General features: G+C 40.0%; 15 protein-coding genes and 2 tRNA genes. 5 read left to right on the top strand and 12 right to left on the bottom strand.

From position 1 onward, the window contains the following. Position 1: 1 nt before the first annotated feature. The 8 genes from P1X15_RS26290 to P1X15_RS26255 form a co-directional block, all read right to left on the bottom strand. Positions 2–445 (bottom strand): hypothetical protein, encoded by a 444-nt coding sequence (locus tag P1X15_RS26290; protein WP_277341114.1) that lies wholly within the window; start codon positions 443–445, stop codon positions 2–4. A 309-nt stretch (positions 446–754) separates the two neighbouring features. Then, entirely contained in the window at positions 755–1,372 is a 618-nt protein-coding gene (locus P1X15_RS26285) for a hypothetical protein (protein WP_277341113.1), read from the bottom strand. A gap of 481 nt (positions 1,373–1,853) precedes the next feature. Next, complete coding sequence (locus tag P1X15_RS26280; protein WP_409049709.1) at positions 1,854–4,505, bottom strand: DUF6371 domain-containing protein; 2,652 nt, start codon at positions 4,503–4,505, stop codon at positions 1,854–1,856. 93 nt (positions 4,506–4,598) lie between these two features. Further along, entirely contained in the window at positions 4,599–4,886 is a 288-nt protein-coding gene (locus P1X15_RS26275) for a hypothetical protein (protein ID WP_273212260.1), read from the bottom strand. A gap of 115 nt (positions 4,887–5,001) precedes the next feature. Beyond that, positions 5,002–5,850: a hypothetical protein gene (locus P1X15_RS26270; protein ID WP_273212261.1), complete on the bottom strand. Its 849-nt coding sequence runs from the start codon at positions 5,848–5,850 to the stop codon at positions 5,002–5,004. Then, complete coding sequence (locus tag P1X15_RS26265; RefSeq protein ID WP_273212263.1) at positions 5,786–6,991, bottom strand: site-specific integrase; 1,206 nt, start codon at positions 6,989–6,991, stop codon at positions 5,786–5,788. Before P1X15_RS26265 ends, P1X15_RS26270 begins: the two co-directional genes overlap by 65 nt. Positions 6,992–7,311: 320 nt before the next feature. Next, positions 7,312–7,385, bottom strand: a tRNA-Asp gene (locus P1X15_RS26260). 35 nt (positions 7,386–7,420) lie between these two features. After that, positions 7,421–7,497, bottom strand: a tRNA-Asp gene (locus P1X15_RS26255). A 250-nt stretch (positions 7,498–7,747) separates the two neighbouring features. On the opposite strand from P1X15_RS26255, the gene P1X15_RS26250 reads away from it, so the two are divergent. Further along, positions 7,748–8,848, top strand: coding sequence for a Nif3-like dinuclear metal center hexameric protein (locus P1X15_RS26250; protein WP_277341111.1), 1,101 nt, complete (start codon positions 7,748–7,750; stop codon positions 8,846–8,848). Between the two features lie 49 nt (positions 8,849–8,897). Next, the gene (locus P1X15_RS26245) at positions 8,898–9,629 is read left to right on the top strand and encodes a zinc ribbon domain-containing protein (RefSeq protein ID WP_277341110.1); all 732 of its coding nucleotides are present in this window, start codon (positions 8,898–8,900) and stop codon (positions 9,627–9,629) included. Between the two features lie 87 nt (positions 9,630–9,716). On the opposite strand, the gene P1X15_RS26240 is transcribed toward P1X15_RS26245, so the two are convergent. Together P1X15_RS26240 and P1X15_RS26235 are read right to left on the bottom strand one after the other, a co-directional pair. Beyond that, positions 9,717–11,423: a sodium:solute symporter gene (locus P1X15_RS26240; protein ID WP_277341109.1), complete on the bottom strand. Its 1,707-nt coding sequence runs from the start codon at positions 11,421–11,423 to the stop codon at positions 9,717–9,719. 42 nt (positions 11,424–11,465) lie between these two features. After that, on the bottom strand, positions 11,466–11,606 hold the full coding sequence (locus P1X15_RS26235; RefSeq protein ID WP_277341108.1) for a hypothetical protein: 141 nt from the start codon (positions 11,604–11,606) through the stop codon (positions 11,466–11,468). 197 nt (positions 11,607–11,803) lie between these two features. Between P1X15_RS26235 and P1X15_RS26230 the strand changes: the two genes are divergently transcribed. The 3 genes from P1X15_RS26230 (at position 11,804) to P1X15_RS26220 (ending at position 13,876) form a co-directional block, all read left to right on the top strand. Beyond that, complete coding sequence (locus P1X15_RS26230) at positions 11,804–12,562, top strand: SDR family NAD(P)-dependent oxidoreductase (protein WP_277341107.1); 759 nt, start codon at positions 11,804–11,806, stop codon at positions 12,560–12,562. A 70-nt stretch (positions 12,563–12,632) separates the two neighbouring features. Continuing rightward, on the top strand, positions 12,633–13,106 hold the full coding sequence (locus P1X15_RS26225; protein ID WP_277341106.1) for a nuclear transport factor 2 family protein: 474 nt from the start codon (positions 12,633–12,635) through the stop codon (positions 13,104–13,106). Further along, positions 13,103–13,876: an SDR family NAD(P)-dependent oxidoreductase gene (locus P1X15_RS26220; protein WP_277341105.1), complete on the top strand. Its 774-nt coding sequence runs from the start codon at positions 13,103–13,105 to the stop codon at positions 13,874–13,876. Before P1X15_RS26225 ends, P1X15_RS26220 begins: the two co-directional genes overlap by 4 nt. A 28-nt stretch (positions 13,877–13,904) precedes the next feature. On the opposite strand, the gene P1X15_RS26215 is transcribed toward P1X15_RS26220, so the two are convergent. After that, positions 13,905–14,399 carry a dihydrofolate reductase gene (locus P1X15_RS26215; protein WP_277341104.1) on the bottom strand — a complete coding sequence of 165 codons (495 nt, stop codon included), beginning with the start codon at positions 14,397–14,399 and terminating at the stop codon, positions 13,905–13,907. Positions 14,400–14,604: 205 nt separating this feature from the next. Next, entirely contained in the window at positions 14,605–16,941 is a 2,337-nt protein-coding gene (locus tag P1X15_RS26210; protein WP_277341102.1) for an OmpA family protein, read from the bottom strand. Positions 16,942–17,024: the final 83 nt, after the last annotated feature.

The following is a 17,024-nucleotide window of genomic DNA, read 5'->3' as shown; positions in this document are numbered from 1 at the left end:
ATTATCTTATTGAATGAAGATCGTCATGATCTACTCTATTATTATTTTGAACTTCTTCTTCGATAGGGGAATCTGGAATCGCGGTACCATTGACAAATACCTTTAACTCCCAACCTCCTCCGATACTGAATTTACCAGTTCCTCTAACAACAACCCAAAGCATGCCATTTGTAATCGGAGCTGCTATAGGGGTATTATTTTCAAAAACATTTGGATTAACTGTTCTATCGCTATTTAAATCGGCACTTCTGCCACCAAATGAAACTCTTTGTACACTTGTTCGATCAAGCGTTAATTTATAAGTAACTTGCCCAATAATGATTTCATCTACAGCCAATAAAAATGCTTTTTGATGCTCTTTTGTTATACTAAATGGTTCTTTAGTGTATAGAGCCAATTTACGACGTCTGTTAGAAGGGCGTCTTTTAAGTTTATTCTTTTCCATTTCTCTTTTTTATTAGTTAATTATTGATAAGAAGTAAAAGCAGTTAAGGTAAAAAAGTTGTTGAACACTTCTGAAAAGCTGAATTACAAACAAATTTTATCTCTTTTAAACTAAAAATAAAAAAAAGTTATCAAGTGGTAATTCCTGACATATTCAAGACAAACGTTTAAATATATGATAAGGCTAATTTTTTCAGCCCAAAACCTAAAACCCACGTTACAAGCCTGTAACGTGGGTTTTTGATTAAAACAAACTATATGTCTACACTTCACTGTCTAAATAAGAGTGTATGTACAATTTTTATATACATCAGGCTGTAAGCAAACTTTCTTCTGCTTTTGGGGGAGAATACTGTATAATTTTAGGGCGCTTTTGCATAACAGTTGTCCATCGCCAGAAGATGAAAACAGCGATTACTCCCACCAACCCTACTAACCACACCCAATTACGTTTTACTGCCTCCATGACTTGTTGCCAGGTAAGAGGTTCTTCTACTATTTCTGGCGTTAGATGAGCCTCTAACTTGATAGGCGACATCATGAGAGGCGCACCCTCTGTACTTGGGTTTTCTTCTACTACTTCTACCTTTGCCATTTTGGCCAATAATTCAATCAAATCTGATTTGTAGTGAATTTTTTTGCCTTCCAGTGTATGTCCTTTGTACTGACTGAAAAGTTTGTTAAAAGCCTCGTTGTTTTCGTACGTTTCCAGCACATAGCTCAAGCGTTTGATCTGCCCTTCTAGTTCCTGAATTTTTTCCTTGTCCAGAGCGGCTGCCTCTACTTGGCCTGTTAAGTCTTTGAAGCTTACAATGGCTTTGCGGATAAATTCGCTTTCCTTGAGATTAAGCTCCTGGGCAAAATCTTTAAGGAGTTGTTTGGTGGATTCATCCACTCGAAAATTGATGGTTTGGTCTTTGGTATTCATGCTGTTAAATGGTTTAAGAAAATACATACAAAATTAATTAAATAAGGCTAATTATGGTTCTGATACGTGGTTTATCTGCTCCTTTTACCTTTTTAGGGTATTTTTCATACTCTTTAAAAGCCCACCCCTCAGTTCTTTAAAAAATGGCAATGTTTCATAGCTAAAAATTGTACATATATTAGATGAAGCAAAAAGAAAATCACGATAAAAAAAGTTGCGATAGGGCATTATTGGCCGTTGTATTACAACACAACAACGAAAGAGATAAAGCACTGACAAACAGGTAATTATAATTTATTTTTCGTTGTAAATTCGTTGTAATTACCTACAACGGTTACAACGGCCTTCAAAAAATATTTTACAACGCTACAACGGATTTACAACAATTTTACAACAACAATATTTAATATAAAAAATTAATAATCAACCACTTACCTACTGTTGTTGTAACGTTGTAAGAAAAAAGGCTATTTTTTTAAAATTAGAAATTTTTGGGTTGCCTGTTGATAAGGTTTAAATCATATTTCGATTTTAAATATTCATAAGTCAATGAAAGTGAACTGGTTACCGATTGATTTAGTACATTATCTTCTTTCTTGTCGGGTTGTCGGAAACGAATTGTCTTTATGACCTCTTTTTCGGTTCTTGGAGCTTCCATTTGCAGAATTTCCTGAAAAATACTGTCTCTATCCGGTGCTTCTTTATAATAAATTCGACGATATTTCTCCATGAAAATTGTATAAATCAAAGGTGTACGCAAATATAGAAGCGGACCATCAAACCTAAAATGAATTCCTTCGTGAATTAGATATTGGTCAAACATCACTTGCAGCGTACCAAAAAATTCAGAGAGTAGTGAAGTATCATTTTGTATGCTGTGTTGACGGCTTATGTACTTTCTTCCTATTTCGGTAAACTCGTCCAAAATATCTTCTCGGTCAGTGTATTCACAAAGCGCTATATGCCCTTCGCAGGTCAAAACAAAAGCACAGGCCATCGTTAGAGCCATATTGGCAAACAGACGTTCAGGCAACCGTTCATGAATAAAACATGCTTTCAGTCGATTATACAGGGTTGTATACGCAGCGGAATAAGATTCTTTAATCAATGCCCTGTGTTTCAGTAATTCCACCGTAATCATTCCCAAGCCATTTTCCTGAAGCTCTGACAACTGAGTGAAAGCGATAATTTGCTCCTTTGTTTTTTGCTGTGATTCAATGGGGAGAAAAAGGCAGCGTGAAAAAAAGATGGGATTTTGGGGGAGATAATTGCTAGTCAGCATTAAGGCCGAATGAATATCAATGCTCTCTGTTTCTGTTTTACTACGGCTGTTTTCCGCCGTTTTATGGTAACCTGTGTTGTCATAAGCAGCTTGTAATAACCCTTCCTGAGGCAGGTTATTCACAAATTCATCCATCCACAAGCAGGTATTTGACGACTGGCTCATGAGTTTTATAAGGGCTGCATCGGTATTTTTAGATTTAAGATTGATGTCGTCCTGCTTAAAACCAAAAAGATACGTCAGACTTCGGATGATGCTACTCTTACCTGTGCCTGCGGGTCCCTTCGCATAAAGAATAGGAGAGAAACCATTTTGAAACACTGCAATGTCCCTAAAAAGTGACATAATGTAAAAACATGCTGGCAGAAACGCATTCTCCTTTAAGTGTGCGCCCTGGAATAAATTAAACCAATGATTGAACTTAATCGGATGGTCTGACAATGTAAAACGATGCCTTTTGTTGGTATTGGTGCGTGGAATTGAGATACTCCATTCATTATACGTCACTATGCCAAACTCGTCAGGACTGATGAGCTGTCCCAGTGGAGTTACAGCATAGTTTGCAAACAAAAACAATTCTGATTCTTGATGAAGACCGAACCGATTAATTTTCATGGCTTTAGAAAAGCCTTTCAAGGCAAAGAGATGGGCATGGATTTCTGATAAATGATCGTCATTGGCTTTAAAACTTAGCTGTTTTGCCGTAATCAGGTTTTTCATCCGTTTGGATGAGCAAAAGTCATCGTGCTCAACTTCTAAAAAAACGGTGTCGCCATTTTTTTGGCGCAACTCCAATACCCATGTAATTTGTTGGTTTTCATCTTCAGTACAAAATCTAATAAACAAGTGAAAATTGGCAACATTTTCCCAGTTTTTCTTGCCTGCTACCCACATACTCCCATCTTCTCGGTAATCAACCGAACTGTATTGAACCTTCATTTGCGCAAAGGTCTCCTTTTTGGGCTTTTTCGGTGGCAATCGTGTTCCAGAGAGAATATCGGGTAGCAGTTTGTCTCCAATAGCATCAGCAATATCATAACCATCATTCCGTTTGGGAAACAGATCAATAATCTCAAAATCAATTCTGTGGTTCTGTAAGTTTTTGATACTTGAAGCATCCTGTCTACCAGCCTTATCAGCATCACAAAGCCATATTACCTTTCGACCGTTCAATGGTGTAATTTTGGCACTGGTCAAGCCGTTAGCAGAACCGCACGCAACCCAATCGAATTGTGGGTAAAAATGCGAGGCGATTACTTTTGTTTTCTCCGATTCTACGACTACGACCGTTTTCTTCTTTTCAGGGTCAAGTAAGTCTTCCCCATAAAGGCACATTTCATACTTTTTTCCGTCAGTGGGCTGTTTTAACGAATGGCTTTGAAAAGATTTATCACGATGCCCATCAGATTTGTAAAGAACCCATTTGGCATTCACTAGCTGCCTTTTTTCATTTTTGAGTACAAAAACGGTAACTCCTTTCTGATTCGTCCCTACACCATGCTTTTGTAAATGTTCCCTAGGGATTTTCAGCGAGTGGCAAAAGGTATGTAAGTGACTACTTTGATTCTTAATATACTGATTAAGTTTATGTTGCACCTCTTCATTTGGCAACATCGTTTCTTTCACGGCATCAGAGATTTCGTGCTGCATAAAACTTTCACTGGACTCTAAAGATAAAAATGTAGGCTTTGAGTGATACCCACAGCTATTCGTGCGTTCACACTTACCAAATGCCTCATCCATACGTACACCGTCTTTCTCATAGTAGCGAAAACAATTTTTGTGTCCACAATTAGGGCACGTGCCTTTCTTTTTAGGGTGGCTTTCAAATCTTATGGGGTAAATACTCATAGTAGTAATAATATTAGACAATAACATACCGTCCGTAGAATTTCTACGGTGTCAGACTATTGGATAGGGATGAGAGTTTAAAAGATAGGAGTACTAAAAGAAGTCTTTAGGGAAAAGTTTGTTTAGGTCGGAAGCATAAACATACACCTTCCCTCCTATTTTAGTTGTACGGAATAAGCCTTCACGTTTAAACTGTTCAAATTTAGAGCGAGACCATCCCATTTTTTTGCAGACCTGTGATGGTTGTAATTTTTCGAGGGATCCTATATTTTCTCGTCGATTTTCAAGTAAGATGACTAAATCATCCAAGCGTTTATTAATCTCTGAACGCATATCTGCGATTTCTTCTTTGACATGACTTTTTTCGTTGATGGCTTTCATGGTTTTTGGTTTGAAAAATTTGATACGATTTACTATGCAATGTTAATACAAATGTTATAATTATTCAAACAAATCGCATCACTTTAGTTCTTTCTCTCTAAAACAGCTCTCTTTCTTACAAAGAAAAGTAAGGTTTTCGGCCTAAAAAATAATACGTATCTAACAGATAATCAATATCTTTATACAAAAGAAGTGTAGTATCAGGGTCTAAGTTTAAGGTATTTCTAAATGCTTGTTTAAAATCCCCGTTTTGATAGTCCAAAACATTAGCACCTAATTGCCCATATTGATTATTAGAAAGTTTGAAGATTTGATAAAGGACTTTCCACGTCCATAACATATCAGAAAATTTGTCCTTGAACCCTTCTATCGAAGAGCTTTGTAGCTCAAAATAAGTAAGCAATTCTAAGGGCCCTATTGAATAGTCCCCTGCTATAGCCTGCTCTAGCACCTCAAAATAGAGAGTACCTTGGTCTAGCTCAAGGTATTGCACCATGCTTTTGACTAAAAGCCTATCTACCACTTTATCTAACTCATATAGCGAATACTCAAAATCATGAAATAGTTCATTCACATTAAATTCTTCCTGCACAATTACATTATTAGTTTTTGTGTAATTCCGGCTTACATAATCAATCAAGAATAAACTTTCGCGCTCGAGTAATTTTGCAATCTCCTCCGTCTGATTATCAAATTCTTCTAATGTACACCATAGGTTTGTAGCACTCTTGATTTTTGCCGTAATACGATTAAATGTAATACGTACATACACCGCGTGTTTCCATTTAGTTGGATCTTTTTCTTCTTGTTCATCAGTCACATAAGGACGAATGTAAAGATTAAGATAGTGCTTGATTGTAATCTTTTTAGAAGTTTCATTAACAGCATTAATCTTCCAGTCATTCACTTCCCCTGTCATCGGAACTTTTGCTGGCCTGCTTAAATATTTTTTTGAGGGCTTCATTCTGAACTTGTTGTACTGCGTGAACGTATTTATCCGTCTGGTCGCGCTTACTATGTTGAAGTTGCAACTGAACTAGTTTGTCGTCCCCAGATAACATATAAAGATTTGTCCCAAAGGTATCTCTAGATGCTTTAAAATACAATTTTGGATTTACATAGGCCATTTTAGCAATCTTTTTCAAAAGCTTATTTACCTTCTGACTATACATTCCTTTAAAAATCGGGACATCAGGTCTTTGTGGTAAATGTTTCTTAAGGATTTCAGCAGGAGCCCCGTTAAAAAGTAAAGACAATGGCTTAAAATCAAGCTTTGAAGTTTTTTGAGCTTTATACTTTAACCCTATGCCGTCGGCCGTAATAATTAAATTTTCTGCACAGATTTTTATACAATCACTATGTCGAAGCCCCGTATAACAAGCAAATAAAAACATATCTCGGGCTATTTCTAGCTCTCTTTGCTCTGGAGTAAATGCCAAGGCTTCAATCCGTTTCCGTTCTTCCGGGAGCAAAAAAATCACTTCTGTCTCTTCCGTAATTAGCCTATACTTTTTATAAGGATTCCTTTCTTCAGGAAAGAAATCGTGCAGAATGGCCAAGTTAATGTATTTTCGTAAATGTCGATGATACTTTTCAATCGTATTGAGGCTTTTCCCTTTCTTCATAAGAAAGTTGTTAAAATCCTGTAGAAACCCATAATTTAGGTCATCAAATTCTACCTTCTTCTTAAAAGAACACAGTGTTTTGTAGGTAACTCGATGTGTAACAAGAGTAGCTTTAGCCAAATGCGGCTGCTTCGTAAGCTGGAGTCGATAAAATTCGGTGAAGGTAAGGGAATCCTTCTTTTTGATAGGTTTCTTTGATTGGAGGAGAGCATCAAAGTTGGAGAGGCCAAATTGTTTATGCAGCGCTCGATATTCAATCTCAAATGTTTCTAATTGCTCTATTTGGTCTCTCAGAAGTCGTGCCGTATAGGGGTCTTTGGGTACGTTTCTATTTTTATCCCACTCTTTGGCCGTCAGATGAATCTTAGTGGAGAAATAACGGCGTTCACCATTTAAGTAAGCCTGAATTTGGACCAATGCACGACCTTTTTTTGATACTTCTTGTTTACGATCAAACACAAGTTGGTACTTAACTTTCATTGTATGTTTGGCTTTAAAATGTGCACAAACATAAAGTTTGAAAGCTAAGAAAAACAGGTATCAAAAAAGTATCAAAAAATCTGTTATGATTTGGTAAAACATCGTAAAAAATCCTACCCTAACTTATGCCAAAAAAAAATTTTACGACTCTCATTCTCATTTGATTTTTTGCTCATCAAAAGGGAAAAACCAGCAGGCAGCCACAGACGGTATCAAAAAAGTATCAAAATAAAACAAGCGACCAAAGCTAAAAAGGTGCCTTTACAGCGTCGAAAAGGCCATAAAAACAAAAAAAGCCCAGATTTCTCTGAGCTTCCTAGCGGTCCGGACGGGACTCGAACCCGCGACCCCATGCGTGACAGGCATGTATTCTAACCAACTGAACTACCGGACCAAAATGTAATAAAAGAACGTTACTCAAAACCTTGTTGGCGGTCCGGACGGGACTCGAACCCGCGACCCCATGCGTGACAGGCATGTATTCTAACCAACTGAACTACCGGACCAATTATCTTTATCTTTCGTGAACTTTGCGTGACAGGCATGTATTTTAAACAACCGCCAAACGCTTTATGAACTACCGGACTTTACTATTTTTTTACTTTTTGCGTTTTGGTTTCGCTGAAAGTGGTGCAAAAGTAGTATTTTAAACGTTCAGTGCAATACTTTCTAGCAAGAAAATTACGCTTTTTTCTAAAAAAATTCTTAAATCGCCATCATAATTCTGATTATTAAATAGTTACAAAATCATTAAAAATGTCGAAAATTAAAGAAATTACATCCTTTCTCGAAACTATCGCCCCTCTTCCCTATCAAGAAAGCTACGACAATGCCGGCCTCATTGTCGGGAATCCTGCTCAGGAGGTCACGGGTGTACTCGTGACGCTCGATGCCACCGAAGCCGTCGTAGAAGAAGCCCTAGCCAAAGGTTGTAATCTTATCGTTGCCCACCACCCTATCGTCTTCAAAGGTCTTAAAAAATTCAACGGCAACAATTATGTAGAACGCACGGTCATTAAAGCCATCAAAAATGATGTAGCTATCTACGCTACTCACACCAATCTTGATCACGTAGTAGGAGGGGTCAATTTTATGATTGCGGAGCGCCTCGGCCTTCAAAACCCCAGCATCTTGGCCCCCAAAAACAACCTGCTTATGAAGTTAGTGTGTTTCGTACCTACTGATGCCACCCAGCAAGTAGCTGATGCACTTTATGAGGCAGGTGTAGGCCAAATCGGCAACTACGACCATTGTAGCTTTAGGGTAGAAGGTACAGGCACTTTTCGTCCCAACGAACTCGCCAATCCTCATATCGGTCACAGTGGGCAAGACGAAACCGTCTCCGAACACCGGCTTGAGGTTATTTTTCCTAGTCATCTTGAAAGCAAAGTAATCGCTACTCTAAAAAAAGCCCATCCTTATGAAGAAGTAGCCCACTATCTTACTTTACTTCAAAACCAAAACCAAGAAGTAGGTGCGGGAGCCGTCGGTACTTTGCCCGAAGCTCTTTCTAGCGACGATTTCTTACGATATCTCAAACAAAAAATGCAGCTCAAAATCATCCGACATACGGCTTTTGTTAAAAATACGATCCAAAAAGTAGCGGTATGCGGTGGTGCAGGAGGGTTTTTACTTCGGGATGCGATCCATGCAGGTGCCGACGTTTTCATCACCGCCGATTACAAATATCACGAATTTTTCGATGCCGACAGCCGCATTCTTATTTGTGATATTGGACATTATGAAAGCGAAGTTTTTACAAAAGAATTGTTGTATCGATATTTGTCCAAAAAATTCACTAATTTTGCGACAATTTTGTCAGAAACAAATACGAATCCAGTTTTTTATCTTATCTGATAAGATTTTATAAATCGCAAATTGTAAATCGTAAATACGCAAATACTGAATGGAACTGACCGTTGCGCAGAAATTAGACCTACTGCTTAAATTGCAGGAAATTGACTCTCAATTGGATGACATCAAAAAAATCCGGGGGGACTTGCCCGAAGAAGTAAGAGATTTAGAAGATGACATTGCGGGATTTGAGACCCGCATCGGGAAGTTTAACAGTGAAATTAGTGCACTTGATGAGGAAATAAGCCGTCATAAAGCTGCCAAAAAAGATGCTGAGAAGTTGATTGCTCGCTACAAAGAGCAACAAATGAATGTTCGCAACAACCGTGAATACGATGCCATCACCAAAGAGATGGAACTTCAAACGCTCGAAATCGAATTGGCTGAGAAAAAAATACGCGAAGCGGATTTTAAAATCAAAGCAAAAAAAGAAGAGATTTCAGCCACTGATTCTCTTTTGAAAGAGCGCCGCGAAGACCTCAAAGCTAAAAAACAAGAACTTGACGTCATTACTTCCGAAAGCCACGAAGACGAAAAGAAATTGTTAGATAAACGCGATCTTCAAGCTACTAAAGTAGAAGACCGTCTTTATAAGTCTTACATGAAAATCCGTACAAATTCTGGCAATGGCTTGGGTGTTGTAACCGTCAAAAGAGGTGCTTGTGGTGGTTGTTTCAACGTGGTTCCTCCTCAGCGCCAAGCTGATATCCGCGAAAAGAAAAAAATCATTGTGTGTGAACACTGTGGTCGTATCTTGGCTGATGTAGATACTGAGTACAAATAGATACTATTTGCTTTCTAACAGACAGAAAATCCCGTGCCTAGGCACGGGATTTTCTGTCTGTTAGAAACTACTCTTCCATTTACTTCTTTATCTCCCTTCACTTTCCTTACCTTCTTTGCCCATTACTTGCTGATATACCCAAGCAAAACCTATCACCAACAAGCAACCAATAACATTGAGCCACAAAAAGGCTGTTAGGTCAAACCACCAACACAATACCACGGCGATTTCGGCAAGTACAGCCCCCCAGAAAGTAGCCGTTCCTCCTAGTTTTTTGAAATAAAAAGCGACCAAAAATATACCAAGAATAACGCCGTAAAAAAGTGATCCCAAAATATTGACGGCCTCAATCATACTTCCTAGCTTACTGGCATATTGAGCCACTACCACACAGAAAATCCCCCAGCCAATCGTGGCTAAACGCGAAGCATTTAAAAAATGATTTTCTGAGCCTTCTTTACGATAAAACCGCTTGTAAATATCAATCACCGTCGTAGAGGCAAGTGAGTTGTAAGCCGCCGCAATAGACCCCATAGAGGCACTAAAAATGACCGCTATCAAAAGTCCAATCAATCCAATAGGCAACCTATCCAATACAAATCTCAAGAAGACATAATTGACATCGCTTGTATCTGCCGTGGGGTTGTTTTTTTTTATCAATGCCACTGCTTCACTTTTTAGCTCTTTTTTGGCTTTATCGGCTTCATTGATTGTATTTTGCCAGCGCTCTACTTCCGACGATTGATCTTTTTCAAGGGCCTGAGCCAAATTATCAACCGCCTCGCGTTGCTGATTTACCAAACGTTGATGCTTTGTTTCAATACTTTCATAATCAGCCGCATACTGACTACTCTTCAGTTTATCGATTTCGACTTGATTAAAAAACAAAGGGGCAGGATTGTATTGGTAATACACAAAAACCAATATTCCTACCAACAAAATCAAAAACTGCATCGGGATTTTGAGAAGACCATTCATCATCAACCCCAAACGGCTCTGTCCAATAGACTGCCCTGTCAAATAACGTCCGACTTGTGACTGATCCGTCCCGAAGTAAGACAATTGAAGAAAAAAGCCACCAATCAGGCCAGACCAAACATTATAACGGCTATTGGGATCAAAATGAAAATCGATGGTATTGATACGCCCTGCTTTTCCCGCGATTTTGAGAGCATCTACAAAGCCCACTTCTGCGGGCAGTAAATGTACCACCATATAGCCTGCCACAAACATTGCTACCGTTACGATAATCATCTGTTGCAAGTGCGTATGAGAAATCGCTTTGGTACCACCCGAAACGGTATATACCAATACGACGGTTCCCATTAAGATATTGGTCCAAGTCAAATCCCACCCCAATATGGTAGCAAGGATGATAGAAGGTGCATAAATAGAAAGCCCCGTAGACAAGCCACGCGAAAGCAAAAAAAGAATTACCGTAAATATCCTTACCCGACCGTCGAAACGAGTTTCGAGGAATTCGTAGGCAGTAAAGACTTTGAGTCTATGAAATATCGGAACAAAGGTGATACTCAGCACCACCATCGCTAAAGGAAGCCCAAAATAAAACTGAACAAAGCGCATACCATCAGCAAAGCCTTGTCCGGGCGTAGACAAAAAAGTAATGGCACTCGCTTGGGTAGCCATTACCGAAAAACACACATGATACCAAGGAAGAGATTGATTAGCGATGAGATAATCCTCAATGTTTTGTTTTCCACGGCTACGATACATGCCATAAATGACAATAAAACTGAGGGTGCCTATCAGGACAAGCCAATCGATAAAACTCATTTGTAGAAAGGTTAGGAATGAAAAATAATAGTAAGGTGAGGGCTATGAAAAATAACGCATCATCAGATAAAACAGCAGAATAAGTACAAACAACGTACCAATTACGACCGCATACATCTGAGGCCAATTTTTAATAAAAGGAGGAAGACCATCTCGGCTATTTTCGGGCGAATTTTGCTCCATAGGGTGTTAGGTTTTAAACCAAAATTTGTTTTACAATAAAAAAATAACCAAAATGCGTGCCGTAAAAATACTTCTAATCTAGAAGTATGATAATATGTACTTATAGAAAGTCAAAAAAGACGCCTAAATCGTACAAAAAACTGATTCAACAACATTTCTCTTGTAAAATAAACCCTTTCACTCTATCTACTTATTGCATGATTTTCCAAAATCAAGTAGTCATCATCACGGGCGGTTGCTCGGGACTAGGTCGAGCCGCTGCTTTGAAGTTTGCCCAGCAAGGAGCCAAAGTTTTCGTTGCAGACCTTTCTGAAAAGGAAGGCGACGACCTAGTAGAAATATTGACTCAATTGGGCACAGAGGCAGCCTTCGCTCGTATCGATGTTACAGACGTAGAAGATGTTCAACGTATGATTGAAGACTGCCTAAGGCGGTTTGGCGATATTCACATTCTGGTCAACAGTGCCGGCATCTTAGGACCTCGTACTCGCACCGAGCGCTATGCCCTTCATGATTTCAGGCAAGTACTAGAAGTCAATGTAGTAGGATTATTTAATTGTATGCAAGCGGTACTTCCTCATTTTTTGGCTAAAAAAAAGGGCAACATTGTCAATATCGCTTCTGTGGCAGGACTCAATGGTTTTGCAGGTCATGTAGGTTATAGCGCCAGCAAACACGCCGTAGTAGGTATCACTCGCACGGCTGCCCTCGAATACGCCAAACATGGTATTCGTATCAATGCTGTATGTCCGGCTTTTACGCTCACTCCTATGCTAGAAGCTGCTATGCTCAATGACGATACAAACTACCTCGATGCCTTGCAAAATGCCATTCCGATGAAGCGTTTTGCTCAACCAGAAGAAATCGCCGATGCCATTTTATATGTAGCATCTCCTGCTTCTTCTTTCATGACAGGCCATACGCTGGTTTTGGATGGGGGCCTGAGCACCACTTAACATAGAGTGGCACTATTTTTTTGTTATCATCTTTTAGATATTTGTTTTCGAACCGATAAAGCCTACTATCATGCATCCTCATCAAGCACTTATCGAGCGCTTTTATACAGCTTTCCAACAGAAAGATTATCTCACTATGCAGCAATGCTACCATCCAGATGTTCGGTTTTCAGATCCTGTATTTCCAAAGTTAAAAGGCGCAGAAGCAGGACTCATGTGGCAAATGCTTCTGAGTCGTAGTCAAGATTTTCAAATGACTTTTAGCAACGTTGAAGCCAATGCCCAAAAAGGCAGCTGCGATTGGGTAGCTACTTACACTTTTACTTCCACTGGACGATTGGTAAAAAATGTCGTACACGCAGAATTTTTGTTTAAAGATGGACTCATCTCACGACACGACGACTACTTTAGTTTTTATGAATGGTCTTCTCAAGCATTAGGCTTTACCGGAAAACTATTGGGGTGGAGTCGATATTTGGAAGAAAAAATACAAACCAAAGCAGCTGAAGGCCTTCAAAAATTTATCCAACAAACCAACCCATGAATACACAAGCATTAGAACTCTTTAACCTAACGGGCAAAGTAGCCCTCATTACAGGCGCAAGCAAAGGCATAGGTGAGCAGTGTGCTCGTTTTTTTGCGCAAGTAGGTGCCAAAGTCGTCATCAGTAGTCGCCGCCAAGCTGACCTTGACCAGTTAGCAAATGACATCCGTCAGGAGGGTGGAGAAGTGACTGCAATCGAAGCACGTATGGGCGACGAAATCCAAACCAAACACCTTTTTGACAAAACTATCGAAATCTACGGGGGTATTGATATATTGGTCAACAACGCCGCTGCCAATCCTTACTATGGCCCCACGGTAGACTGTCCAGATAGTGCCTATGAAAAAATCATGGATATAAACGTCAAAGCCCCTTTTCAGCTATGCAAAATGGTACACCCTATCATGAAATTGAGAGGTGGAGGAAGTATCATCAATATCAGTAGTATTGCCGCACTTACTCCAGACCCGGGTCTGGGAATATATAGCGTGAGTAAAGCCGCACTCAATATGCTCACCAAAGTTTTTGCCAAAGAATGGGGACAAGATGATATTAGGGTCAACGCTGTGTGTCCGGGGCTTATCAAAACCAAATTCAGCAAAGCGCTTTGGGAAGATCCCAAAACATTGGCGCATTTTACGAAGCGGTTGCCCATTTCGCGCATGGGAACCGTAGACGAAGTAGCTGCCTTGGTACTGTACTTAGCATCAGAAGCTTCAGCTTATACTACAGGAGCTGTATTTACGGTAGACGGCGGAACTACCATATAACCCATGCAGTAGGGGTTGTTTTTTTGAACTAACCCCTACGCTCATATACCAAAAACGAATAAGCATAAGCATGCTGCGCATCCATCGGAAAATCTTGTGAAGAAATCACCCTAAAATCTTTATCAGAAAACGCTGGGAAATGCGCATCTCCATCAAATACTCCATGCACGACTGTCAAGTGAATACAATCAGCTAGCGGTAAGGCTTGTCTAAAAATCTCCTCCCCTCCTATTACAAACACTTCTTTATCGTCTTTACATTTCTGCAATGCTTCTGACAAACTTCCCGCCCGTTCGAAACCTTCCTCCAGCGGAAAGTCTGTCTGGCGTGTAATCACAAAATTTCCACTCTCAGAAGCCAATCTATCGGGAGTATCATAACTTTTACGCCCCATTATCATCCTACAACCTTGAGTGACCTTAAAAAAATTATCCCAGTCATTGGGTAAATGAGGCCAAGGCAACCGACCATGATTCCCCATGACTCTATTTTCGGACATCGCCGCAATCAGTGAAATTCGCATGACATATTGAGGTTTTGAATTTTGACTTTGCCATAAAATGCTAGTAGCGTTTAAAGACAAAGTATTTTGGGAAACAGACATACTACAAACCACCTAAAACTAAACGCAACTTAGGTATAAAACAAAACAGCGAGGCAAATGTTGCCCCGCTGTCGGTTCCCTATTTATAATTCAGCTACTTTTGCTCTTAGTAAATGACCCAGGATTAGTTGCTTGACAGCTCCTGTCCACCTCCTGGTCTGACTGATAAAATCTTGAACTCAGTACGGCGGTTGAGACGGTGATCAGCCTCGTCGCACTGGGCACCGTTTATACAATCATTTACGAGTTCGCTTTCACCATATCCACGGGCTTCCAAACGAGCCGGAGTGATTCCTTTTCTTACGAGATAGTCAAACGCAGCTCTAGCCCGACGCTCCGACAGACGAAGATTATAGGTATCGCTGGCGCGGCTATCAGTAAATGACCGCAACTCGATTTTCATTTGTGGATATTTTTTCATCAAAGCCACCACTTTGTCTAATTCTCTAGCTGCTTCTGGGCGGATAAAGAACTTATCCAAATCGTAGTAGATATTATCAAGCGTAAACACATCGCCAGTACCATACATACTCAAATCGCTTTCTACCACTTTCCGTTTGTTCTTTTTGTTTTTACCAATAGTCTGCTCATTGGTAGCCAAATCCTGTCCTTCAGCTCGTAAGTCATAGTTACGGTTAGGGTCTACTTCAAACTCGTATCCACCATCTGTGCCCGTCACTACTGTCTTTTCTTGGCCAGTTTTCTGGTCTCTCAACGTTACTTTTACACCTTCTTGAGGTGCTTGGTTTACCTCACGCTTAACAGTCCCTCTTAAGATAGTAGCTTCGCTTTTGTTTAAGTAAATCGATACACTCATTTGAGGTTTACTTGACTGCGTAAGGGTGGAGAAAAGAACATTGTTTGTAGCATAGCCTTCTTTAATGGCCTTAAAGTCATATTCGGTCTGAGCTTCTAAACATATCTTAGTAGCTCCGTCGATTCCGGTTTGTTGAATATCTTGGTTCGAACCATTTTTAACAATTCTGACATCAGCTCCCTCGATGGGTGAGCCTGTCTTGGCATCCAACACCAAGATTTCGAGCGGGCGACAAGTACGTTTGAAACTGTAAATATTGTCGTCTGATACACCTTTTACACGGTTTGAGCTAAAGTAGCCTGTGCCTCTATCGTGGTCGGTAATGAGCCCAAAATCATCTTTTTCTGAATTAATAGGTGCTCCCAAATTTTGTACTCCTTTGTAAGCAATACCGTCTTTAAGTTCGGCAAAGAAAATATCTAATCCACCCAGCCCTTCATGTCCGTCAGAAGCAAAATAAAGGTTACCGCTACTATCAATGAAAGGAAACATCTCGTTGCCTTCAGTATTTACTTCTTTGCCCAAGTTGACTGGCGTTCCCCATTGTCCATTATTATATTCCACAACATACACGTCAGTACCACCATAGCCACCAGGCATATCTGATACAAAATAGAGCTTCGAATCATCGGGCGAAAGAGCAGGGTGTCCACACGAAAAATCATTGTTATTGAAAGGCAATTCTTTCACATTTCCCCAATCTTTTCCTTTCTGGTCAGCGATAAAAAGCTTCAACTTATTGACTCCGTCGTTACTCTTACGGGCTTTACCGCTATTATAATTGTTTCTTGTAAAAACTACTTTCGAAAAATCTTTAAAGAAAGAGGCAGGTCCCTCGTGGTATTTGGTATTGAGGGTACGGCTAAACTTCTCTGCTTTTGTTTTGGGCAAAGGTAAATCTTCGCTTACACCCGCCATTGCATCATTGCTCAAAGCCCCTGAACTACCACCGTTAGCAGAACCTCCACTTAGTGAGGCGGTGTTGCTACGATATACTTCACGTACCCCTTTCAATGCTGATGTATCGGGCGTAAAATATAGATCAAGGAAAGGAGTTTGATTCCAGTTAAATACCCTTTTGATGACACCACTCTCGGCTCTCGACGATACAAACACCAGCCCGCCTTTATAATACATCGGACTAAAATCAGCTTGACGTGAGTTAATCGGCAAGTACTCCACACGATACATGGCCGAGTCTTTATAGAAACGATTCATGTCCATGTAGGTCACCGTAAACTTACGACCCCGTAAATCAGCCGACTGCAATTCGGCGTATTTACTGTACATTTTTTGGGATTCTCGATACTTACCATTACTTGCCAAAGCTTGCGCATAGTAAAGATAGTTTCGGCTGTCGGCGTCATTATAGTTAGCTACTAGCTCACTATAAACACGTTCGGCGTTGCGGGTGTCTTGAAGACGGCGATAACTGTACGCTAGTTTTTCTAGTGCTTCTTTGCGTTCTACAGGATCGCTCTTCTTGTCGGTTCTCAAAAACTCCTCATAACCCCTCACGGCGTCAGAGTAGCTATAATCATCAAATGCCCGATTGGCTGACCTAAGTCGTGCAGTTTGGGCGAATGCGTTGAGTGTCAATAGGGTTAGAGCAAGTCCCAACGCGATTTTACCTACGGTTCTCATATTGCAAAAGTGTTACAGTAGCAGGAAAATAGGATTCTCTTCTTAGTCACCACCAAATACTATGCCAAACTCAAAAAAACCAT

Origin of the sequence: Runella sp. MFBS21 (genome assembly GCF_029433105.1) — a bacterium.
In the GTDB taxonomy this organism is placed as follows: Bacteria; Bacteroidota; Bacteroidia; order Cytophagales; family Spirosomataceae; genus Runella.
The sequence above is the reverse complement of the archived record's forward strand: the minus strand, read 5'-3'. Positions and strand labels throughout refer to the sequence as shown.